Below are 21,056 nucleotides of genomic sequence, written 5' to 3'. Positions count from 1 at the left end.
AAAGCTAGGCCCGGCGGGTCATCCTTCTCCATTGTTTCCGGTCAAATGTGCCTGAAGGTAGGACGCATGGAGCGGCTCCATATTTCGGATGATCTTGCCGCTCGACGTTCTCGGCAGGGTGTCCATGACGAGGATTTGGGCGGGTAACTTGAATTCCGCGAGCCTTTCCGTGCACCACTCCGACAACGCTTGTGCCGTGAGCGTGTCACTGGCGGTGCCCACGTATGCGCGGATTTCCGGCTTTCCCACCGCAACGGCCTCGGTCACCTGCGGGTGTCCACGCAGGACGTGTTCGACCTCGGTCAGGTCGACCTTGTTGCCGCGCACCACGACCAGTGAGTCCGCACGACCGAGCAGCCGGAGTTCGCCGTTGCTGGAGAACTCGCCGCGGTCGCCGGTGCGGAACCAGCCGCCGGAGTAGCGCGCCGGGTCGTTCTCGGACAGGTACGGCGTTTCTTCCAGTGCCACCTCGACGAGGCCGTTGCGCACGCGTGCCGTGACGCCCGGCATCAGCTTGCCGACCGAGGGGCGGACCGTGCCGTCGACCGCCATGGTCAGCGCGCCGGTCTCGGTGGTGCCGAAGCATTCGCCGACCGGGAAGCCGTAGGCGGCGGCGAACCTGTCGGCCACGTCCTGCGGCATCATCTCGCCGCCGGCGAACGCGCCGCGGACCGTGCGCAACGCGTCGCGGTCGGGTGAGGAGGCCAGCAGGTCGAAGTGGAACGGCAGGCCGGTGACGAAGTCGACCTCGTGCGTTCGTGCCTGCCGGAGGATTGCTTCTGCAGAAGGCTTTTCGGCGAACACGAGGTGTGCGCCCACCGCGAGTGAGTGCAGCAGGCCGCCGATCAGGCCGAAGCTGTGGGCGGGGGAGTTCAGCAGCAGGAAGCGTTCGCCGCCGCGCACCACGCCGTCGGACGCGGCGAACCGGGCCACCTCGTCGGCGAGGGATTCGGTGCTGCGGCCGATCACCTTCTGCCGTCCGGTCGAGCCGGAGCTGAACTGGACCAGCCGGTGCGGAGTCGTGGCGGGGACGCCGGGTGCGCGTTCGACGACCAGGCCGTACCGCTCCTGGAAACCCTGCGCCGGACTGCCGCTGGGGTGCACGAGGAACTCGGGCCGCGTCAGGTCGTGCAGGACGGCGACCTCCGCCGGGCGCAGCCGGTGGTCGATCGAGACCACCCTGGCCCCGATGCTCCACAACGCCAGCACCGCTTCGAGCTGGCTGAAGCTCGGCGGCACCTGGACCGCGACCGTGCTGCCGTCGCGGATGCCCGCCGCCTCGAACCGGGTGGCTTCGGCGGAGACGTCGGCGCGCAGCAAGCCGTGCGTGACTGTGTTGCGGTGACTGAAGATCGGCACTTCGTCGCCGTGCCGGTGCAACAGGTCGGTGATGAACTCACGCATGTCTTTCATGACTCCTTGCAGAACTCGCCGATCGGGAGGCCCACGTGCCGTTGCTCGGTCGCGATGTGGCCGAGCAGCTCGTCGCCGCGCTGGAGTTCGGTGACGTTGCGGACCTTGCCGCCGGGGCCGAGCACGCGGACGTGCCAGTCGTCCTGCACCATCAGGTGGACCTCGACGCCCTCCGGCGAGCGCGCGGAGATGGTGAGCATCGGGCGTGACTCGAGCTTGGCCCGGCCGACGGTGATCTCGCGGGTGCGGCCCTCGGCGTTGACGGCGAGAACCTTGCTGCCGGACCGCAGTTCGGACAGGTAGTTGGTGCGGTTCGCCGGGCCCAGCACGTAGGAGTGCAGCGCGCCCGCGTTGACCCGGAACGGCCGCGTCGGCATGTACGGCAACGGATGCGTTTCGCTGCAACAGAGGATGAAGCCCGACGAGAACGAGCCGACGAGGATGCCCTCGTCCTCCTGGAAGTGTGAGGCGGTGTCGACGCAGACGCGGTCACCGAGGCCGTTGTGGGTCAACGCTTCCACGGTGAGCGTGGTCAGGGTCAGCGGCGGGGACGTGACTTCCAGCAACCGGGCCAGTTTGAACACGTCGGTCGCGTCCTGCGGCGCCATCAGCACGCCGTCCGAGCCGTGTTCCAGGCATTCGAGGACGATCGCGGCCTCGACGAGGTCGGTCACGACGGTGACGAGCTTGCCGGGTGCGCCGTCCGCGGCGGCGATCACGATCTCGAGGGGGATCTTCGTCGGGTCGGTGAACGCGACGACGGTGTGGTCGAGCCGTTCCGCTGCGGCACAAGCGAGTTTGAGCGTGCGGTCGTCGCTGACCGTCACGAAAGCGGAACTCGTGGGCAACCGGTCGAGCTGGTCCTGCTCGTGCACCACCACGGTGACGAGGTGGGGGCTCTCGACGTGGTTCTCGGTCAGCAGCACGCGGGTGATCGTCGGCGGCAGGTCGTCGAGCAGTGCGGGGTCGTCCGAGACGACTCCGCCGATCCGGCTGTGCACCGCCGCGTCGATCACGGCGGTCCGGTGCTGTTCCGGGACGGTTCTGAGGTCGATCCAGGCGAACTTCACCGGTTCTCCAAGGTTGCGGTCAGTGCGTGCATGAGGCTTGCGTCGGTGGGCGCGTGGACGATCGACGCCAGTTCCGCGACCAGTTGCATCGGCGCGGGCGAGGTGAAGACCCGCCGTCCGACGGCGAGGCCGGAGCAGCCTGCCGCCATCGCGACGCGGGCGTGGCCGGCGAGACTGGTGGTGGAGGCCGGACCTCCCGCGACGATCACCGGAATCGGGCAGTTGGCCACGACTTCGGTCATGTCGTCGGCGAGGTTGGTCTTGACGATGTCCGCGCCGAGGTCCGCCGCGATGTTGACGACGTGCGCCAGCAGGGCTGGATCTTTCGGATCAGCGACGCGGGGCCCGCGGGCGTAGGCCATCACGACCAGCGGGACGTTCCACGAGTCGCACGCGGCCGCGACCGTGCCGAGGTCCGTGAGCTGGCGCGACTCAGTGTCGGAACCGATGTTGACGTGCACGCTCACCGCGTCGGCGCCGAGCCGCAGCGCCTCGTCGACCTCGCCGACGAGCACCTTGGCGTTGGCATCGGCCATGTGCACGGTGCCCGCGCTCAGATGGACGATCAGCGCACATCCGCCCAGCACAGCGGGTTCGATGGTGCGCACTCGTCCTTTGTGGACGATGACGGCGTCGGCGCCGCCCTGCACGACGGCACGGATGAGCTCCTGCCACCTGTCCCGCGGTACCACCGGACCGTCCGAAACGCTGTGGTCCAACGGCACGAAGAGATACCTGTCGTCCTGCGGACGGGAAAGGCGTCGCAGCCGCAACGCTTTCCTCATGGCGTTCACACCCTTCGATCGTTTGGTGTCAACAGGGTGTAGTAGTCCGCGTACGCAGCGGCAGGTGTGAGGTGCCGATAATTCCCGAGTTATCGGCCTGATAGCGCAACCGCGCTTACAACGGCGACGGAGCGTCATCTGGTGACACCCACGTGGCCGTGTTTGTGGATCGGTAACTGCCCTAGGCTTCGTCGGTGCGAATGGAGCTCAGACATCTGCACGTGGTGCTGACCGTGGCACGAGCAGGCAGCATCAGCAGGGCCGCCTCCCAGCTGAAGATCGCCCAGGCCGGGCTCACCGCGCAGGTGAGGCGCATCGAGGCGAGTCTCGGCGGCCCGTTGTTCCTGCGTCGCACCGACGGCGTCGAGCTGACCGAACTAGGTCGCCACGTAGTCCTGCGAGCCCAGGACCTGGTCGAACGCTTCGACGACCTGCTGGTCTCCTCGCGCAAACTGGCCGAACGCGGTGACTCGGGCATCCGCCTGGGCGGGGTGGCGGGCTCCCCGACCGCGTTGCTCGTCGGCGTCGTCCGCGAGATGCTCCCCGGCCTGCCGCAGACCACTCACATCGAACGCGGCGGCGACGCGGTGCTGGAACTCGTCCGCACCGGCGACCTGGACCTCGCGCTGGTGGTGGAGTTCCCGCGCAGCCCGTTGCGCTTCCCCAAGGCGGTAGGCCTGCGCGGCGTGGTCACGGAACGCATGCTGATCGGCGTGCCGGTCGGCCACCGCCTGTCCGGCCGCAGCGAGGTGTTGCTGTCCGAACTGGCCGGCGAGGAGTGGGTGGCGCCGGACGAGAACCACGGCGGCCGCCTCAACCTCGACCTGGCCTGCGAAGCCGCGGGTTTCACCCCGCGCTGCGCCCACTTCGGCGTGGACCCGGTGGCGGCGGCGGACCTGGTGCGCTCCACCGGCGCCGTGGCGGGCTTCTTCCCAGGCCCCGACGTGCCGGGCGTGCTGCTCAAACCGATCATCGGCAACCCGCTGCACCGGCGGATCACGCTGGTGTGGAACACCGACGTCGACGCCGCCGAACACGTGGACGACGTGCACGCCGGACTGCTGCGCGCCTACCGCGACCGGACCCCGCACTCGGGCCGGCTGCTGGCGTCATGACTGCGGTGGCTGTGGTGGCTGCTGCGGGTACTGCTGAGGCGGGTACTGCTGAGGCGGATACGGCTGTTGCTGCTGCGGATACGGCTGCTGCTGCGGCGGGTACGGGTACTGCTGTTGCTGCTGCGCGTAGTACTGCTGCTGGGCCCAGTACTGCTGGTGCTGCTGGCGCTGCCGTTCGCGGTTCTTCCTGCTGTTGCGGGTCGCGACGATCACGACGATGACGATGACCGGGATGATGGCGTACCCGACCAGCCGGCCGAGGATCCTGGCGCCACTGGGTTCAGCAGCAAGAACGTGGAGCATGGTTGCACTTTCGCACATGTTCAGGCCGGGCGCGGGGCTTTGGGTCCGAGCACGTCCACGGCCGCCAGCCAGGCGGCGCCGGCCGCGCCCTCCGTCGCCATGATCACCTGGGCGTTGCAGCGCGTGAGCAGTTCCTGCTTCAGGTGAGTCCCGACCGGCGTCTTGATCAGGCTGCCGACCAGCACGATCGGGGACGTGTCGGACGGTTCGCGCACGGCTGAGGCCGTGTCGGCGAGCAACCGGGCGGCGGAGCCGACGATCGTCAGCGCTTCCGGGTCACCGTGGTGGTAGGCCGAGCTGACCAGCGGGGCGAACCGCGCCAGCGCGATCGGGGGCTGGTCGTTGACGGCGTTGATCAGCTGGCCGCGGTTCTTCGCGCCGGCGGCGGTGAGAACGGCGGTGGCCAGGCCTTCCAGTGGTGCGTCCACGTCCAGCAGCCGCAGGGCGGCCCGGACGGCCTCGCGGCCCAGCCAGAACGCCGAGCCGTCGTCGCCGATCAGCCAGCCGTAGCCGCCGGACTGGGCGATCATGCGGTGGCCCGCGATGCGGCCCGCGATGGAACCCGTGCCCGCCACCAGGACCGTGCCGTCGGGTGAGGACGTGCCGGTGGCGAAGGCGGCCTCGCAGTCGGTGATCACGCGCATCGGGCAGTGCAGGCCCGCACGTTCCCAGGCCTCGCGGAACAGCGAGGAGATCGCGGGGTCGGCCAGCTTCGAGGCCCCTGCCATGCCGAGCACGCCGGAGCGGACCTTGCGCGAGTCGAGGCCGTCCAGGGCCTCTGCCAGCGCTTCGCCGATGTGGGCGGCGGCGACCGTGGGCGGGTGCGAGTTCGGGTTCGCGCCGCCCGCCAGGCCCTGGCCCAAGCGGGCGCCGTCCAGATCGAGCACCAAGGCCCTGGTCGAGGTGCCGCCGGCGTCGAGTCCCACAACCAGGTCCATACCGACCGAGTATGCCGAGACCCGCTCACCTTAGGCACGCCCAACCGGGTGTCACCTCACGAAAGCGCGGTTACCGCTTGCGTTGTGGTGGAAGAACACCAACGAGCCGGCCGGAACTGGATCACCCGAACGGACCACTGTGGACAGTCCGGGAACGATCAAGCTGTAGTCGAACGTGGCGGCGGGGGTGACGTCGACCAGGTCGTCCGAGTCGGCGGGCGCGGTGTAAGGGCTTCGCACGCCAACGGTGTAGGTCACCGGGCCGGATGGCAGAGCCGCCCGTGACACCGGCAGCACCACGACGTCGCTGTCGAACAGGTTCGTGTCGGTCGCGCCGTCCAGTCCGTTCAGCGGCTGCTCGTCCACGACCTCGTCCGAACCCGCGACCTTGGTCCTGGCGAGCCAGATGTCGGCGGTGATGTCGCCGTCGGGGTTGGTCGGCTTCACGGCGGTGGTCACGAAGTCCTTGCCGCCCACCGAGAACTTCACCTCCGGCTGGATGTTGCTGCCGATGTTCGCCCAGGTGCTCCAGGTCGCGACGCCGAACGCCAGCAGGTCCGAGGTCGCCGTCGCGCCCACGTACCGCAGGTCGCCGCCGCGCGCGGTGCGGTTGATCGCGCAGTTGTCCTGCACGTCAGGGCCGCAGTCGGCGAGGCGGTCGGAGCGCGCGCCGAGTGTCAGCGCGGTCATCCGGGACTGGTAGCCGGGCTGGTCGAGGCCACGGCCCGCGACCCGGTCACCGGACGCGGTCAGGCGCGCCACCGGCTTCGGCGCCGCGTAGACCGGCACGTGGAGAGTCCGGTCGCCGGTGAACGTCACCTGGCCGGACGCCTCCGCCAGGAACTGACGGCCCTCGTCCAGCGAGACCGTGGGGTCGGGGGTCTTGCGCAACGCGGCGGGGTTCGAGATCCGCAGCTGCACGGGCACCGACGCCGAACCGCCCGGCGGCAGCGCGACGTAAGGCACGATGACCTGGAAGGACACGCCAGGCACGGCGGTGATCGGTTCGTAGCGCGCGTTCAGGCGAACGGCCTGCGAACCCTTGTTCACCAACCGGATCGTCCGGCTGGTCAGCACCGGACCGGCGGCCTCGACCGTGCCGAACGACGCGTCGCCCAGCGCCAGCACGTCGGACGACAGCGCGGCGAGCCCGTCCACCCGGCCCGCGCCGACCCGCATCGGCGCCTCCCGCACGCCGTCCGCGTCCCGGACCACGCCGGAGGCGGTGTTGGTCAGTGCCGCCTTGATCTCCGCGACCGTCCACTTCGGATGGACCTCGCGCAGCAGCGCGGCGATCCCGGCGACGTGCGGCGACGCCATCGACGTGCCACCCATCGACACGCCGTCCGAGGCCGTTCCGGAGGCGGCGGAGAAGATCGTGTCACCCGGCGCTGCCACGGCGATCGACGAACGAGAGCGCGACGACGACGGCGTGATCGTGTCCGCGATCGCCGGCTCCACGGAAGGCACCGCGACCTTCAACGCCGAGGTCAGGTGCACGGTCAGGGTTCCGGCCTCCAAGGCCGGACGCAACGCGGTGGAGGCCGCCGCCGTCAGCTGGAACGCGGGAATGTGCGCGTTTCCGGCGATTCCGGCCGCGAACACCGGCAACGTCGTCGGCAGCAGCACCCCGGCCGCCCCGGCCTTCCAGGCGTTGTCGGTGCGGGCACCCGAACCGCAGGCGCGGGTGGCGTCGCTGTCGTCCCACTCCAGCCAGACGATCTTCCCGGCCAGTGGTTCGGAGATCGGTTTGCAGCCATCCACATTGGACGAAAGCCGCACGACGGGCAGGGTCAGGTCGAAGGAGTCCTTGAAGTTCTGGCTGTACTGGCCCGGCCACTGCCTGCCCGCGACCTCCAGCCCGTCCAGCATCGAGAACGAGTCACGGCTGTTCGCCACGGAGATCGCCTCCGGCGAGTTGCCGGGAGACCCGGAGACGTCGTAGAAGTCGCCACCGTTGCCGGCCGCCGCGACCACGACCACGCCGTGTTCGACGAGTTTGCGCACGAACAGCGAGTCGGGGTCGTCCGGCGCGCCGAAGTCGCTGCCCAGCGACAGGTTCACCACGTCGAGCTTGTCGGAGAAGTCGCCGTCGCCGTTGGGGTCGAGCGCCCAGTCCAGGGCCTGCGCGGTCAGGTTCGTGCCGCCCTCGCAGCCGAACACCTTCAGCGCGTAGAGCGACGCCTTGGGTGCCGTTCCCGGGCCGATCTTCAACGAGTCGAGATCGACCGACGAGTAGGAACCGCGATAGGTCGTGCCGTCGGCGTTGACCCCGTACCCGGCCGCGGTCCCGGCGACGTGCGTGCCGTGGCCCTCGCAGTCCAGCGGGTCGGCGTCCGGCTCCGGGATCGACCCGGACTTGCCGGTGTAGGCGTCGCCCGCGAAGTCGTGGCCGCCGACGACCTTGCCAGTGGGAAATGTGCCGCCGCCGAAGTCCGCGTGCCGGTAGTCGATGCCGGTGTCGATCACGCCGATGCGCACGCCGTCGCCGAAGCGCCCGAGCGACTTCCACACGTCGGACGTCCGGGTGAGGCGGACGGCGTGGGCGTTCGTGAGCTTCTTGGGGACCATCCGGTGCACCGCGCGCACCTCGGGCATGCGCGACAAAGCGGACAAGCGTGACTTGTCCGCCGACAGCATCACGCCGGGCACCGCGTTGGTCGTTCGGGCGACTTCTCGGCCCCCGGACCGGGAGACCACTCGGGAGACGTGCTCCGATGTCCGATTCCGGGCTGAACGCGCCTGTGCGACGTTGCCCGTGTCGGCGGCTGCGGTCGAGGTCAGCTCCACGAAAACGGTTACAGGCTCGACTGGGCCGGATGGCGCGAGCAGTGCGCCCACCAGGAGTGACGTGGCCACCAGATTCATGATCAACTCCTCTTATTCATCGGACGACTTCACCCTGAGCCCTAGACGAAGGCGGCCTCGCGGGGCTATACATCCGATGTATTTCGTAGGGGTGTGAGCAGAGGAGGAACGGCCGTGCAGTTCTTGCGCCTGGGGCCGGTCGGCGATGAACGTCCTGCAGTCAGGACCGACGACGGGACCACATACGACCTCCTGCCGATCACCCCGGACATCGACGGGGCGTTCCTCGCGAACGACGGCGTGGCGCGCGTTCGGGCCGCCCTCGAAGCCGGCGAACTGGGGGCCCTGAGCACCGAGGGCGTCCGGATCGGGTCGCCGCTCGCGCATCCGGGCAAGGTCATCTGCATCGGCCTCAACTACCGCGACCACGCGGAGGAGACCGGCGCGGACATCCCCGGCGAGCCGGTGATGTTCCTCAAGACGCCCGACACGATCGTGGGCCCGTACGACGAGGTGCTCGTCCCGCGCCGGTCCGTGAAGACCGACTGGGAGGTCGAGCTCGGCGTCGTCATCGGCCGCACCGCTCGCTACCTCGAGTCCGAAGAGGACGCTCTGGCGTGCGTCGGCGCGTACGTGCTCTCGCACGACGTCTCCGAGCGCGAGTTCCAGATCGAGCGCGGCGGGACGTGGGACAAGGGCAAGAACTGCGAGACGTTCAACCCGCTCGGCCCCTTCCTCGTGCCCGCCGACGAGATCGCCGACCCGCAGAGCCTGGAGATGCGGCTCTGGGTGAACGGCGAGATCAAGCAGAACTCGTCCACCAAGAACATGATCTTCCCGGTGGCGGAGATCGTCCGCTACCTCAGCCAGTTCCTTGTCCTTCGTCCGGGTGACGTCATCAACACGGGTACACCCGCTGGTGTCGCGCTCGGCCAGCCGGAGCCGAAGCCGTACCTGCGCGCCGGTGACGTGGTCGAGCTGGAGATCGAAGGCCTCGGCAAGCAGCGGCAGACCCTCGGGCAGGCGTGATGCCGAAGATCATCGCACTGGACGTCCTCGACATCCGGTTCCCGACGTCGCGCGAGCTCGACGGCTCCGACGCGATGAACCCGGACCCGGACTACAGCGCCGCGTACGTGGTGCTGCGGACCGACGACGGACCTGAGGGCCACGGGCTCGCGTTCACCATCGGCCGCGGCAACGACGTGCAGGCAGCCGGGATCAGGGCGCTGGCTCCGCACGTCGTCGGCAAGGACGTGCCGGAGGACGCGAAAGCGCTGGCAGAGCTGTACTTCGAGCTCATCGGCGACTCGCAGATCCGCTGGCTCGGCCCCGAGAAGGGCGTCGCGCACATGGCGATCGGCGCCGTCGTCAACGCGGCCTGGGACCTCGCCGCCCGTCGCGCCGGGCTGCCGGTCTGGCGGTTCCTCGCGCGGATGACGCCCGAGGACATCGTCAGCCTCGTCGACTTCCGGTACCTCTCCGACGCGCTGACGCCCGACGAGGCGTTGCAGATCCTGCGCAAGATCGAGCACGGCAAGGCCGAGCGTGCGGAAACCATTGCCCGCGAAGGATATCCGGCCTACACGACGTCACCGGGCTGGCTCGGCTACTCCGACGAGAAGCTCGCCGGTCTCGCCCGCCAGGCCCTCGCCGACGGCTTCGACATGATCAAGCTCAAGGTCGGCGGCAGCCTCGACGACGACGTCCGCAGGATGAAGCTCGCCCGCGAGGTCGTCGGCGACGAAGTCCGGGTGGCAGTGGACGCGAACCAGCGCTGGGACGTCGACACGGCGGTCCGCTGGATGCGTGAGCTCGCGCCGTTCAACCCGTACTGGATCGAGGAGCCCACCTCCCCGGACGACGTGCTGGCGCACCGCGCGATCGCCGACGCGCTGGCCCCGATCAGGGTCGCCACCGGCGAGCACGTGCAGAACCGGGTGATCTTCAAGCAACTGCTGCAGGCCGGTGCGATCGACGTGCTTCAGCTCGACGCCTGCCGGGTCGCGGGCGTCAACGAGAACATCGCGATCCTGTTGCTGGCCAGGAAGTTCGACATCCCGGTGTGCCCGCACGCCGGTGGTGTCGGCCTGTGCGAGCTGGTCAGGCACCTGTCGTTCTTCGACTACGTCGCGGTCTCCGGCGAGGTCGGCGAGCGCGTGATCGAGTGGGTCGACCACCTGCACGAACACTTCCTGGACCCGGCCGTCGTCGAGAACGGCCGCTACCTGGCACCCGCCGCGCCGGGATTCTCCGCACAGCTCAAGGACGAGACGCTGGCCGACTACGTCTACCCCGAGGGTCCTGTGTGGACGGCGCTGGAGGGTGAGAATGACTGACTTCGAAGGACTCGTCGCCGTCGTCACGGGTGGCGCGTCCGGAATCGGCCTCGCTACGGCGGAACTGCTGGCCTCGCGCGGTGCGACCGCGGTCGCGCTGGACCTCAACCCGGACGTCAAGGACCCGCTGGTCGGGATCCGCGCGGACGTGTCGGACGACGAGAGCGTGAAGGCCGCCATCGACGAGGTCGTCGAGCGGTTCGGGCGGCTCGACGTCGTGGTGAACAACGCGGGCATCGGCGCGCAGGGCGACGTCACGGCCAACTCCGACGAGGAGTGGTCGAAGGTCCTGAACGTCAACGTGCTCGGCATGGTCCGCGTCTCGCGGGCCGCGTTGCCGCACCTGAAGAACTCGCCGTCCGCGGCGATCGTCAACACCTGTTCCATCGCTGCCTGGGCCGGGCTCCCGCAGCGTGCTCTCTACTCGGCCAGCAAGGGCGCGGTGTACTCGCTGACGCTCGCGATGGCCGCCGACCACGTCCGCGAAGGCATTCGCGTCAACGCGGTCGCCCCCGGCACGGCGGACACCCCGTGGGTGGGCCGTCTGCTCGACTCGGCGCCGGACCCGGCCGCCGAACGAGCCGCGTTGGAGGCACGCCAGCCACACGGCCGGCTCGTCTCCGCTGATGAGGTCGCGGGAGCCATCGCCTACCTGGCGAGCCCGCTGTCGGGGTCCACCGCCGGCACGATCCTCGCCGTCGACGGTGGCATGTATGGCCTGCGTTTGCGTCCCCAGCAGTCATGAAAGGCAATTCAACGATGAAGCGTCGCAACCTCACCGTCGCGGTGTGCCTCGCGCTCGCCGGTGCACTCACACTGTCCGCGTGTGGCGGCGGGGCCGCCGGCACCGGTGCCGGCGGCGTCGGCCCGATCGGCGCCGACCACCCGCGGGCCGACTCCGACTTCTGGAACTCCTACATCAAGTACTTCCCGGACAAGGCCAAGGAACTCGGGATCAACCTGCTGAACCCGACCAACTCGCAGAACAAGGTCGAGAACCTGGTCGCCAACGCGCAGTCGCTGCAGTCGCAGGGTGCCAAGGCGATCGTGATGGCCCCGCAGGACACCGGCGCCATCGCGTCCACTTTGGACCGGTTGGAGAAGGCGAACATCCCCGTCGTCACCGTCGACACCCGTCCGGACAAGGGCAAGACCTACATGGTCGTGCGCGCGGACAACAAGGCGTACGGCGAGAAGGCCTGCAAGTTCCTCGGGGACAAGCTGGGCGGCAAGGGCAAGGTCGTCGAGTTCCAGGGCGCGCTGTCGTCGGTCAACGGCCGCGACCGCTCCGAGGCGTTCGCCGCCTGCATGAAGCAGAACTACCCCGGCATCACGGTGTTCGAGGAGCCGACCGACTGGGAGGGCGCGAAGGCGTCCGCGGCCCTGCAGACCAGGCTCAACCAGCACCCGGACATCAACGGCATCTACATGCAGGCCGGTGGCGTGTTCCTCGCGCCGACGCTCCAGGTGCTCAAGCAGAAGAACCTGCTGGTCCCGCCGACCGACCCCAAGCACGTCTTCATCGTCTCCAACGACGGCATCCCGTCGGAGCTCGAAGCCATCCGCAAGGGCGAGATCGACGCGACCGTGTCGCAGCCGGCCGACCTCTACGCGCAGTGGGCGCTCTTCTACGCGAAGGCCGCTGTTGAGGGCAAGACGTTCCAGCCCGGCAAGACCGACCACGACTCCACGATCGTCGACGTCGGCGGTGGCCGTCTCGAGGACCAGCTGCCCGCGCCGCTGATCACCAAGGAGAACGTGGACGACAAGGCGTTCTGGGGCAACCAGATCTGATGAGTGACTTTGCTGCTGTCGCGCGTGGCGTCACGAAGCGGTTCGGACGCACGCTCGCGTTGGACGACGTGGGCATCGAGATCCGGGCCGGTGAGTCGCACGCGCTCGTCGGTCGCAACGGCGCGGGCAAGTCGACGTTGGTCTCGATCCTCACCGGCATGCAGACGCCGGACGCGGGCGAGGTCAGCTTCTTCGGCGAACCCGCGCCGCCCGTCGCCGACAGTTCGGCCTGGCGCCGGCATGTCGCGTGCGTGTACCAGAAGTCGACGGTCGTGCCGGAGCTGTCGGTCGCCGAGAACCTGTTCATCAACCGGCAGGACCTCGGCGGCGGGCTGATCAGCTGGAAGAGGCTGCGACGGGAGGCTTCGTCGCTGCTGGAGACCTACGACGTGGCGGTGGACCCGGACTCGTTGGTGTCCACGCTGACCGTCGAACAGCGACAGCTGGTCGAGATCGCGCGGGCGTTGTCGATCGGCTCGCGGTTCGTGATCCTCGACGAACCGACCGCGCAGCTCGACGGCCCGGCGATCGAGCGGCTGTTCGACCGGATGAGGTCGTTGCAGGACAAGGGAGTGACGTTCCTGTTCATCTCCCACCACCTGCAGGAGGTCTACGAGGTCTGCCAGACGGTGACGGTCTACCGCGACGCGCGGCACATCGTCACCGCGCCGGTGGCCGAGATGTCGAAGCCCGACCTGATCGAGGCGATGACCGGTGAGGCCGGTGGGCTGAACGTGCCCAGCGGCGACGACCGGCCTTCTTCTGACGATCTCGTGCTGTCCGTGTCCTCGTTGAGCGGGGACCACTTCTCGGACATCTCGCTCGCGGCTACCCGTGGCGAGGTCATCGGGCTCGCTGGCAGTGCGTCGTCGGGCAAGCACGAGTTCGCGGAGACCGTCTACGGGCTGCGCAAGCCTGTGTCCGGCTCGATCTCGGTGGACGGTGCCTCGGTGCGCGGCGGCGACGTTCCGGCTGCTTTGAAGGCCGGAATCGGCTGTGTGCCACGGGATCGGCATCACCAGGGGCTCGTGCTGGACCTGTCGATCGCGGAGAACGCGACGATGAGCACGGCGGGTGCGTTCGTGTGGCCGTCGGCTCAACGGTCGGCGGGCAGCACGGCGATCGCGTCGTACGACGTCAAGGCGGCGGGCCCGGACCAGCCGGTCTCGGACCTGTCCGGCGGCAACCAGCAGAAGGTCGTGATGGCGCGTGCCTTGGCAGGCGACCCGTCCGTGCTGGTGCTGATCAACCCGACCGCGGGTGTCGACGTGAAGTCCAAGGAGTCGCTGCTCGGGGTCGTCGACGCGCAGGCGCGCCGGGGCAAGGCCGCGATCGTCGTCTCCGACGAGCTGGACGACCTGCGGGTCTGCGACCGTGTTCTGGTGCTGTTCCACGGCCAGGTCGTGCGGGAGTTCGCACGCGGCTGGCGCGATCAGGAACTCATCGCTGCCATTGAAGGAATGAGCTCAGAATGACCAAGGCCATGACTCCGCCGGTCTCGGCGTCTGCACCTCCGGAGAAGCAGAAGTTCCGGCTCGCGCGGTACCAGGACCTCGCACTGGTCCCGGTGATCATCCTCCTGCTGATCATCGGGGCGATTCTCTCGCCGATCTTCCTCACGCCCAACAACCTGATCGCCGTGCTGACCCAGCAGAGCGAGCTGTCGTTGCTGGTGCTGGGCCAGGCGATGATCCTGATCGTCGGCAAGATGGACCTCTCGCTGGAGTCGACGGTCGGTCTCGCGCCCGCGCTGGCGGTCGCGTTGATCATTCCGTCGTCGGCCGGTGGGCTGGACGTCGGTCTGGCCGCGTGGCTGGCGTTGCCGTTGTGCATCCTGATCGGTGTGGCGATCGGTGGCCTGAACGGGTTCCTGATCCTGAAGGTCGGGCTGTCCGGGTTCATGGTGACCCTGGGCATGCTGACGATGCTGCGCGGCCTTCAGCTCGCGATCACCGAGGGCAAGTCGCTGATCGACGTGCCGGAGTCGTTCCTGTACCTGGGTTCCACTACCTGGCTCGGGCTGCCGGCGGCGGTGTGGATCTGCATCGTCTGTTACGCGGCAGGCATCTTCGTGTTGAAGTACCTGCGCGCCGGCCGTTCGCTGTACGCGATCGGCGGCAACTCGGAGGCCGCGCGGGCCGCGGGCATCCGGGTCGACCGGGTGGTGTGGATCGTGCTGATCATCGGTTCGGTGCTGGCCGTGATCGCGGGCATCCTGATGACCGGGCGGCTGGGATCCGTCGCCGCCACCCAGGGCGAGGGCATGATCTTCCAGGTCTTCGCGGCCGCGGTGATCGGCGGAATCTCGTTGCAGGGCGGCAAGGGCACGCTGTTCGGTGCGTTGTCGGGCGTGCTGATGCTGGGGCTTGTGGAGCAGATCCTGCGGTTGCAGGGTGTGTCCGGCTTCTACATCAAGGCCTCGTACGGTGCGGTGATCATCCTCGCGTTGATCGTGACGCGGTTCGCCACCGGCCAGAAGCAGGAGTGAGCGTTGGAGACCGTTGCGTTGCACACTCGGCTTCGCGAGGGGCGCGAGGCCGACTACGACCGCATCCACGCGTCCATTCCCCTGGAGCTGGATGGGGCGTTGCGCGAGGCCGGGGTGCGTTCGTGGCGGATCTGGCGTTCTGGGCGCGAGCTGTTCCACCTCGTCGAGGTCGATGACTACCGCGCGATGAGGGCGTTTCTCGCTGAGCACCCGGCCAACGTTCCGTGGCAGGCTCAGATGGCCGAACTGCTGGAGGTCGAGGACGACTACTCCGGCGCCGAACCCGATGTGCGACTCGTGTGGGAGCTGCCGTGAAGGTTGCTGTTTCTCGTCTGGGCTTTGGTGCCGCGCCGATCGGCAACCTGTACCGGGAGATCTCTGACGAGGAGGCTCTCGGTGCGGTGGAGGCGGCCTGGCAGACCGGTGTCCGGTACTTCGACACCGCGCCGCACTACGGGCTCGGGCTGTCGGAACGGCGGCTCGGCCTCGGGCTGGCCGGGCGTCCGCGCGACGAGTACGTGATCTCCACGAAGGTCGGGCGGGTGCTGGAGCCGTTCGACGGTTCGGGGCTCGATGACGAGGGTTTCGCGGTGCCGCGGACGTTCCGGCGGATTCGGGACTACTCGGCCGACGGGGTCAAGCGGTCTCTTGAGTCCTCTTTGGAGCGTCTCGGCACGGACCGGGTGGAGATCGTCTACATCCACGATCCCGATGACTACTGGGACGTGGCTTTTGGCGAGGCCTATCCGGCGTTGGAAGAGCTGCGGTCGCAGGGTGTCGTCGGTGCTATCGGCGTCGGCATGAACCAGTGGGAGATGCCGGAGCGGTTCGTCCGCGAGACCGACATCGACGTGGTGATGCTGGCCGGGCGGTACACGCTGCTGGAACAGCCTGCGCTGCCGTCGTTCCTGCCTGCCTGTGTCGAGCGTGGTGTTTCGGTGGTGGCGTGCGGGGTGTTCAACTCCGGGCTGCTGTCGAAGCCCGTCGTGGCCGCCGACGCGAAGTACAACTACGAGGACGCGCCCGCTTCGTTGGTGGCGCGGGCTCGGGCGATCGCCGAGGTCTGTGGACGGCACGGGGTGACGTTGCCCGAGGTGGCGATCCAGTTCGCTCTCGGTCATCCCGCTGTGGTGTCGGTCGTGATCGGCTCTCGCAACGCCTCGCAGATGACGTCGAACGCGGCTTACTTCTCGGCCTCGATTCCCGCCGGGCTGTGGGAGGAGCTGAAGTCGTCGGGGCTGCTGGGTGCGGAGGTTCCGACGCCGTGATCGTCGACGCTCACCACCACCTGTGGGATCTCTCGGTCCGGGACCAGGACTGGATCACCGATCCGCCGATGGGCGCGATCCGGCGGTCGTTCCTGGAACCCGACTTCGTCGCCGCCGCACCGGACGTGTCGACGTCCGTGCTGGTGCAGACGGTGTGCGTGCCGGAGGAGACACCGGAGTTCCTGGCTGTCGCGGCGTCTTCGGACGTGGTCGGTGCGGTGGTCGGATGGACCGATCTGACCTCGGCGGCCGTCGGCGATGCGCTGGCGGCGTTGGTGGACGGGCCCGATGGTTCGTGGCTGCGCGGGATCCGGCACCAGGTGCAGGGCGAGCCGGACCCGGAGTGGTTGTGCCGCAAGGACGTGTGGCACGGGCTTGCCCAGGTCGGCGCTGCCGGGCTGATCTACGAACTGCTGACGTTGCCGCACCAGATGCCTGCCGCGCGCCGGACCGTGGCGGCGTTGCCCCAGGTCCAGTTCGTGGTGGACCACTGCTCGAAGCCCGCGATCGGCTCGGATCCGGGGGAGTGGGCCGAGCTGGTGCGCTCTTTGGCGGCGCACGAGAACGTGACGTGCAAGCTGTCCGGGCTGGTCACCGAGGCCGACTGGAAGTCGTGGGACGTTGGGCAGCTCCGGCCGTACTTCGAGGTCGTGCTGGACGCGTTCGGGCCTGAGCGGTTGATGTTCGGCTCGGACTGGCCCGTGTGTCTGCTGGCCGCCTCTTACGACGAGTGGCTTGGTGCTGCGCGGGAGCTGGTTTCGGAGCTGTCGGCCGGCGAGCAGGCCGAGATCTTCTCGGGCACTGCTCGCCGGGTCTACGGGCTTTAGAACAGCGCCTTCAGCTCGTTGATCAGCTTCGGCGTGGCTCCGGCGAGCGGTTCGCGGACCGGGCCGGCCGGGAGTCCGAGCAGGTTGAGCGCGGCCTTGACGGCGACGGCACCGGGCTCGCGGGTCATGATCGCGGTGATCACCGGCAGCAACGCCTGGTGGCGGCGCAGGGCTTCCTTGTTGTCGCCCTCGTCGTAGGCGTCGAGCATCGCCTTGATCTCGTTGCCGACGACGTGGCCGACGGTGCTGACCGTGCCGACGCCGCCGATCGAGTACAGCGGCAGGATCAGCTCGTCGTTGCCGGAGTAGAAGTCGAGGCCGGTCTCGGCGATCACGCGGGCCGTCGCGAGCAGGTCGACCTTGCAGTCCTTCACGCCGACGATCCGCGGGTGCTCGGAGAGCCGCAGCAGCGTCTCGGTCTCGATCGCGGTGCCGGTGCGGCCGGGGATGTCGTAGAGCAGCGCCGGGATCCCGGACGCGTCGGCGACCGCGCGGAAGTGGTTCTCGACGCCTTCCTGCGTGGGCTTGCTGTAGTACGGCGTCACGACGAGCAGGCCGTCCGCGCCGTTCTCCTCGGCGCTGCGGGAGAGTTCGATGGTGTGGCGGGTGGAGTTGGTGCCGACGCCCGCGAGGATCTGGGTCCGGTCGCCGACGGCCTCCTTCACGGCCCTGATGATCTGCGCCTTCTCGGCATCGGTGGTGGTGGGGGCCTCGCCGGTCGTGCCGTTGACGACCAGCCCGTCCGCCCCGCCCTTGTCGACGAGGTGCGCCGCCAGCTCCTGCGCACCCTTGAGGTCCAGGTCACCGTCGGGGGTGAACGGGGTGACCATCGCTACGAGCACTCGTCCGAACATGACTCCAGCGTGGCTCTAGTCTTCGCAAAGTTCCAGTTAGAAGTTCTGCTCGGAACGTTAAGCTGTGCTTTGTGTTGGATGTGCGAAGGCTCCGATTGCTCCACGCTCTGTCGGTCCACGGCACGGTCACGGCCGCCGCGGAGGCCCTCCACGTGACCTCTCCCGCCGTGTCCCAGCAACTCGCCGCGCTGGAACGCGAGGCCGGGGTGGCGCTGGTCGAACGGGAGGGGCGGCGGCTGGCGCTGACCCGTGCCGGACACGTGCTGGCGGCCCACACGCAGCTCGTTCTGGATCAGCTCGCCGCTGCCGAGGCGGACTTGGCTTCGCTGCGCACGTCCGTGTCCGGCGTGGTGCGCGTCGGGGCGTTCGTGTCCGTCGCCGCCTTGCTGCCGCGCGTGATCCAGGTGCTGCGGTCGGCGCACGGGTCCGATGTGGACTTGTTCGTGCACGAGATGGAGCCCGAGGCGTCACTGCCCGCGTTGCGGCGAGGGGACATCGACATCGCGGTGATCCACTCTTACAACATCATGCCGCGGTCCTTGCCCACGTCCTGCGAGTCGCACGAGCTGTTCGTGGAGCCCGTGAACGTGGCGCTGCCGTTGAGCGATCCGTTGGTGCAGCAGGACTCTGTGGATCTCGCCGTGCTGGCCGACCGGCCGTGGATCATGCCGCGCACCGACGCCTCCTGCCACGAGCTGACCCAGCGCGCCTGTGGTGCTGCCGGGTTCGTGCCGCGGGCGCAGGCCTACTGCGACGACTTCGGGGTCATGTGCGGGCTGGTCGAGGCCGGGCTCGGGGTTGCTTTGGTGCCCTCTGTGGCTCGGCGGCCCGGGGTGGCGTTGCGGCCGTTGAAGCAGGAGGTGTTTCGGACCGTGTCCGCCGTGGTGCGGAATCGGGCCGATGGGCAGCCCGCGGTGCGTGCGGTGCTGGAGCAGCTACGCCAGGTCTGACAGCCACTGCTCGACGCCGGCCACGTGCACCGTGGACCAGCTGCGCGCGAGTTCCGGCTGGTGGGCGGCCAGCGCGTCGACGATGGCGCGGTGCTCGGCGACCGTGCGGTCGACGGCGTTCGACTGGGTGATGCCGCGCCAGATGCGGACGCGGACCGTGGGGCCGGCCAGCGTGTCGAGGAGCTGGGCCAGGTAGGCGTTACCGGAGCAGTGGGCGATGGCGCGGTGGAAGTCGAGGTCGTGCTCGACCAGTTCCTCCACGGACTTGGCGCTCTCGGCGGCGTCACAGAGGGCGCGGAGCTTGATGACCTCTTCCGGGTCGATGCGCTGGGCGGCCATGGCGGCGGCCGCGGGTTCGAGAATGCGCCGAACCTGAAGAACTTCCAGGACCGAATCTTCGCCCCGGTGCAGATCGAGCACGAACGACAGCGCGCCGAGCAGGTCGTCTGCCCGCAGTGATGAGACGTACGTGCCGTCGCCCTGACGGACGTCCAACACCCGGACGAGTGACAGTGCCTTCACGGCCTCGCGCAGCGAGTTGCGGGACAAACCGAGACGTTCTGCCAGGTCAGCCTCACGCGGGAGTCGATCGCCGGGCTTCAGCTCGCCCGAAACGATCATCTCCTTGACGCGCAGGATCGCATCGTCAGTGACTGCCACGGCACCCTCAACTCGTCGTAGACCTCGGATGTCTGGGGACCAGTATGCGCCACAGATGGTCATCTTCGGCGCATCCCGGCATTTCCGGCGCTCATTAACCAGCTTCTATGTAAGATGGTTATCTCTTAACGACACGTGACGGGAACCCCTGTTGTCGCCATAATGGTCTGGACCATTCAAGGAGGGATCTTGGACGCCGTTGTCGCAGCACCGCGCGCATTGCTCGGTCGCACGATCGTCGGTCCTGCCTCGGTGCGGATCAGGGACGGCCGCATCGTCGAGGTGACCACCGGTGAAGCACCACCCGGCGCGGAGGTCCTGTCCGACGGCCTGCTGACACCGGGCCTGGTCGACGTGCAGGTGAACGGCGCCGTCGGCGTCGACTTCGCCGAGGTGGACGCCGCCGGAATGCGTTCCGTGGCCGAAGCTCTGCCGTCCACCGGTGTGACCCGGTTCTTGCCCACGTTGATCACCGCACCGGTCGACGTGGTCCTGAGGCAGGCTCGTGCCGTTCTGGCCGCTTCGGCAGCGTTGCCGGACGGAGTCGGGGCCAGGCCGCTCGGCGTGCACCTGGAAGGGCCGTTTCTGTCGCCGAAACGGGCAGGGGTGCACGATCCGTCGTTCATGGTCGAGCCTGGGCCGGCCCAGATCTCGGCGCTTCTGGACGACGAACTGATTCGCCGTGCGTTGCGCATGGTGACCATGGCGCCGGAACAGCCTGGAGGTCTTGAGGCTGTTCGCCGGCTCGTCGAGGCAGGAGTGCTCGTCGCCGTCGGGCACTCCGACGCCACGGGTGAGCAGACCAGGGCCGCCGCCGACGCGGGTGCCCGCATGGTGACGCACCTGTTCAACGCCCAGCGTCCGCTCGGCCACCGCGAACCCGGTGTGCCCGGTGTGGCCCTGGTCGACGAACGCTTCACCCTCGGGCTCATCGCGGACCTCGCCCACGTGGGTCCGGACGTGTGCCGGCTCGTGTTCAACGCCGCCGGGGCGCGAGTCGCGCTGGTCACGGATGCCGTCGCCGCCGCGGGGATGCCGCCGGGCCGCTACCACCTCGGTGGCGCGGACGTGCTGCTCACCGAGGACGGCGTGCCGCGTTCGCCGGAAGGCACGATCGCGGGCTCGGCGCTCACGCTGGACCGCGCCGTGCGCAACATCGTCTCCGTGGGAGTGCCGGTCGCCGACGCTCTCGCCTCGGCGACGATCGTGCCGGCCGAGGTGATCGGCGAGTCCGGTCTCGGCCGTCTCGCACCGGGTGCCGTCGCGGACCTGGTGTGGTGGGACGACGACCTTCGGCCGAAGAAGGTCTGGGTCGACGGTCAGGTCGTGTTCGACGCCGCGGTGCCCGTCGCGCCGGTCGTGGCCGGGTACGCCACCGCAGGGCAGTAACACCAACGAAAACGGGCCCCCGCTCACCGTGAGCAGGGGCCCGTTTTCGTTGGGA

At 68.8% G+C, this 21,056-nt stretch carries 20 protein-coding genes; 12 read left to right on the top strand and 8 right to left on the bottom strand.

Annotation, left to right across the window (positions count from 1 at the left end):
• Positions 1–18: 18 nt before the first annotated feature.
• The 3 genes from BM417_RS15935 to BM417_RS15925 are packed head-to-tail and all read right to left on the bottom strand — an operon-like array spanning position 19 to position 3,268.
• Positions 19–1,413 carry a class I adenylate-forming enzyme family protein gene (locus BM417_RS15935; RefSeq protein WP_245821943.1) on the bottom strand — a complete coding sequence of 465 codons (1,395 nt, stop codon included), beginning with the start codon at positions 1,411–1,413 and terminating at the stop codon, positions 19–21.
• The gene (locus tag BM417_RS15930; RefSeq protein ID WP_093594001.1) at positions 1,410–2,483 is read right to left on the bottom strand and encodes a 3-dehydroquinate synthase II family protein; all 1,074 of its coding nucleotides are present in this window, start codon (positions 2,481–2,483) and stop codon (positions 1,410–1,412) included. The genes BM417_RS15935 and BM417_RS15930 overlap by 4 nt, the downstream gene beginning before the upstream one ends.
• Complete coding sequence (locus BM417_RS15925) at positions 2,480–3,268, bottom strand: 2-amino-3,7-dideoxy-D-threo-hept-6-ulosonate synthase (RefSeq protein ID WP_093593998.1); 789 nt, start codon at positions 3,266–3,268, stop codon at positions 2,480–2,482. Before BM417_RS15925 ends, BM417_RS15930 begins: the two co-directional genes overlap by 4 nt.
• 200 nt (positions 3,269–3,468) lie before the next feature.
• On the opposite strand from BM417_RS15925, the gene BM417_RS15920 reads away from it, so the two are divergent.
• On the top strand, positions 3,469–4,383 hold the full coding sequence (locus BM417_RS15920) for a LysR family transcriptional regulator (protein ID WP_093593995.1): 915 nt from the start codon (positions 3,469–3,471) through the stop codon (positions 4,381–4,383).
• On the opposite strand, the gene BM417_RS15915 is transcribed toward BM417_RS15920, so the two are convergent.
• From BM417_RS15915 to BM417_RS15905, 3 genes are read right to left on the bottom strand one after another with little or no spacing between them, the layout of a single operon-like run.
• A complete protein-coding gene (locus BM417_RS15915) occupies positions 4,378–4,686 on the bottom strand; it encodes a hypothetical protein (protein ID WP_177320458.1) in 309 nt (102 codons plus the stop codon). The genes BM417_RS15920 and BM417_RS15915 overlap by 6 nt on opposite strands.
• A 20-nt stretch (positions 4,687–4,706) precedes the next feature.
• Positions 4,707–5,624, bottom strand: a complete 918-nt coding sequence (locus BM417_RS15910; protein ID WP_093593989.1) for an N-acetylglucosamine kinase — start codon at positions 5,622–5,624, stop codon at positions 4,707–4,709.
• Between the two features lie 51 nt (positions 5,625–5,675).
• Positions 5,676–8,492 carry a S8 family peptidase gene (locus tag BM417_RS15905; RefSeq protein ID WP_143138662.1) on the bottom strand — a complete coding sequence of 939 codons (2,817 nt, stop codon included), beginning with the start codon at positions 8,490–8,492 and terminating at the stop codon, positions 5,676–5,678.
• Positions 8,493–8,606: 114 nt separating this feature from the next.
• Between BM417_RS15905 and BM417_RS15900 the strand changes: the two genes are divergently transcribed.
• From BM417_RS15900 to BM417_RS15860, 9 genes are read left to right on the top strand one after another with little or no spacing between them, the layout of a single operon-like run.
• Positions 8,607–9,461: a fumarylacetoacetate hydrolase family protein gene (locus tag BM417_RS15900; protein ID WP_093593984.1), complete on the top strand. Its 855-nt coding sequence runs from the start codon at positions 8,607–8,609 to the stop codon at positions 9,459–9,461.
• Positions 9,461–10,771: an enolase C-terminal domain-like protein gene (locus BM417_RS15895; RefSeq protein WP_093596004.1), complete on the top strand. Its 1,311-nt coding sequence runs from the start codon at positions 9,461–9,463 to the stop codon at positions 10,769–10,771. The genes BM417_RS15900 and BM417_RS15895 overlap by 1 nt, the downstream gene beginning before the upstream one ends.
• Complete coding sequence (locus BM417_RS15890) at positions 10,764–11,516, top strand: SDR family NAD(P)-dependent oxidoreductase (protein ID WP_093593981.1); 753 nt, start codon at positions 10,764–10,766, stop codon at positions 11,514–11,516. Before BM417_RS15895 ends, BM417_RS15890 begins: the two co-directional genes overlap by 8 nt.
• Positions 11,517–11,530: 14 nt before the next feature.
• Positions 11,531–12,565 (top strand): sugar ABC transporter substrate-binding protein, encoded by a 1,035-nt coding sequence (locus BM417_RS15885; protein WP_093593978.1) that lies wholly within the window; start codon positions 11,531–11,533, stop codon positions 12,563–12,565.
• Complete coding sequence (locus tag BM417_RS15880; RefSeq protein ID WP_093593975.1) at positions 12,565–14,040, top strand: sugar ABC transporter ATP-binding protein; 1,476 nt, start codon at positions 12,565–12,567, stop codon at positions 14,038–14,040. The genes BM417_RS15885 and BM417_RS15880 overlap by 1 nt, the downstream gene beginning before the upstream one ends.
• Complete coding sequence (locus tag BM417_RS15875; RefSeq protein ID WP_093593972.1) at positions 14,037–15,053, top strand: ABC transporter permease; 1,017 nt, start codon at positions 14,037–14,039, stop codon at positions 15,051–15,053. Before BM417_RS15880 ends, BM417_RS15875 begins: the two co-directional genes overlap by 4 nt.
• Positions 15,054–15,056: 3 nt before the next feature.
• Positions 15,057–15,368 carry an L-rhamnose mutarotase gene (locus BM417_RS15870; RefSeq protein ID WP_093593969.1) on the top strand — a complete coding sequence of 104 codons (312 nt, stop codon included), beginning with the start codon at positions 15,057–15,059 and terminating at the stop codon, positions 15,366–15,368.
• Positions 15,365–16,321, top strand: coding sequence for an aldo/keto reductase (locus BM417_RS15865; protein ID WP_218164487.1), 957 nt, complete (start codon positions 15,365–15,367; stop codon positions 16,319–16,321). The genes BM417_RS15870 and BM417_RS15865 overlap by 4 nt, the downstream gene beginning before the upstream one ends.
• Positions 16,318–17,148: an amidohydrolase family protein gene (locus BM417_RS15860; protein ID WP_093593963.1), complete on the top strand. Its 831-nt coding sequence runs from the start codon at positions 16,318–16,320 to the stop codon at positions 17,146–17,148. The genes BM417_RS15865 and BM417_RS15860 overlap by 4 nt, the downstream gene beginning before the upstream one ends.
• Here the strand turns inward: BM417_RS15860 and dapA are convergent.
• Positions 17,145–18,002: a 4-hydroxy-tetrahydrodipicolinate synthase gene (dapA, locus tag BM417_RS15855; protein ID WP_093593960.1), complete on the bottom strand. Its 858-nt coding sequence runs from the start codon at positions 18,000–18,002 to the stop codon at positions 17,145–17,147. The genes BM417_RS15860 and dapA overlap by 4 nt on opposite strands.
• Before the next feature lie 71 nt (positions 18,003–18,073).
• Between dapA and BM417_RS15850 the strand changes: the two genes are divergently transcribed.
• The gene (locus tag BM417_RS15850; protein ID WP_093593957.1) at positions 18,074–18,952 is read left to right on the top strand and encodes a LysR family transcriptional regulator; all 879 of its coding nucleotides are present in this window, start codon (positions 18,074–18,076) and stop codon (positions 18,950–18,952) included.
• Here BM417_RS15850 and BM417_RS15845 read toward each other — a convergent pair.
• A complete protein-coding gene (locus BM417_RS15845; protein WP_093593954.1) occupies positions 18,938–19,612 on the bottom strand; it encodes a FadR/GntR family transcriptional regulator in 675 nt (224 codons plus the stop codon). The genes BM417_RS15850 and BM417_RS15845 overlap by 15 nt on opposite strands.
• A 189-nt stretch (positions 19,613–19,801) precedes the next feature.
• Between BM417_RS15845 and nagA the strand changes: the two genes are divergently transcribed.
• Positions 19,802–21,001 (top strand): N-acetylglucosamine-6-phosphate deacetylase, encoded by a 1,200-nt coding sequence (nagA, locus tag BM417_RS15840; protein ID WP_093596001.1) that lies wholly within the window; start codon positions 19,802–19,804, stop codon positions 20,999–21,001.
• Positions 21,002–21,056 lie beyond the last annotated feature (55 nt).

Source organism: Lentzea waywayandensis (genome assembly GCF_900115955.1).
Classification (GTDB): Bacteria; Actinomycetota; Actinomycetes; order Mycobacteriales; family Pseudonocardiaceae; genus Lentzea; species Lentzea waywayandensis.
Note: the sequence above shows the minus strand (reverse complement) of the source record. Positions and strands in the feature narration are given on the sequence as shown.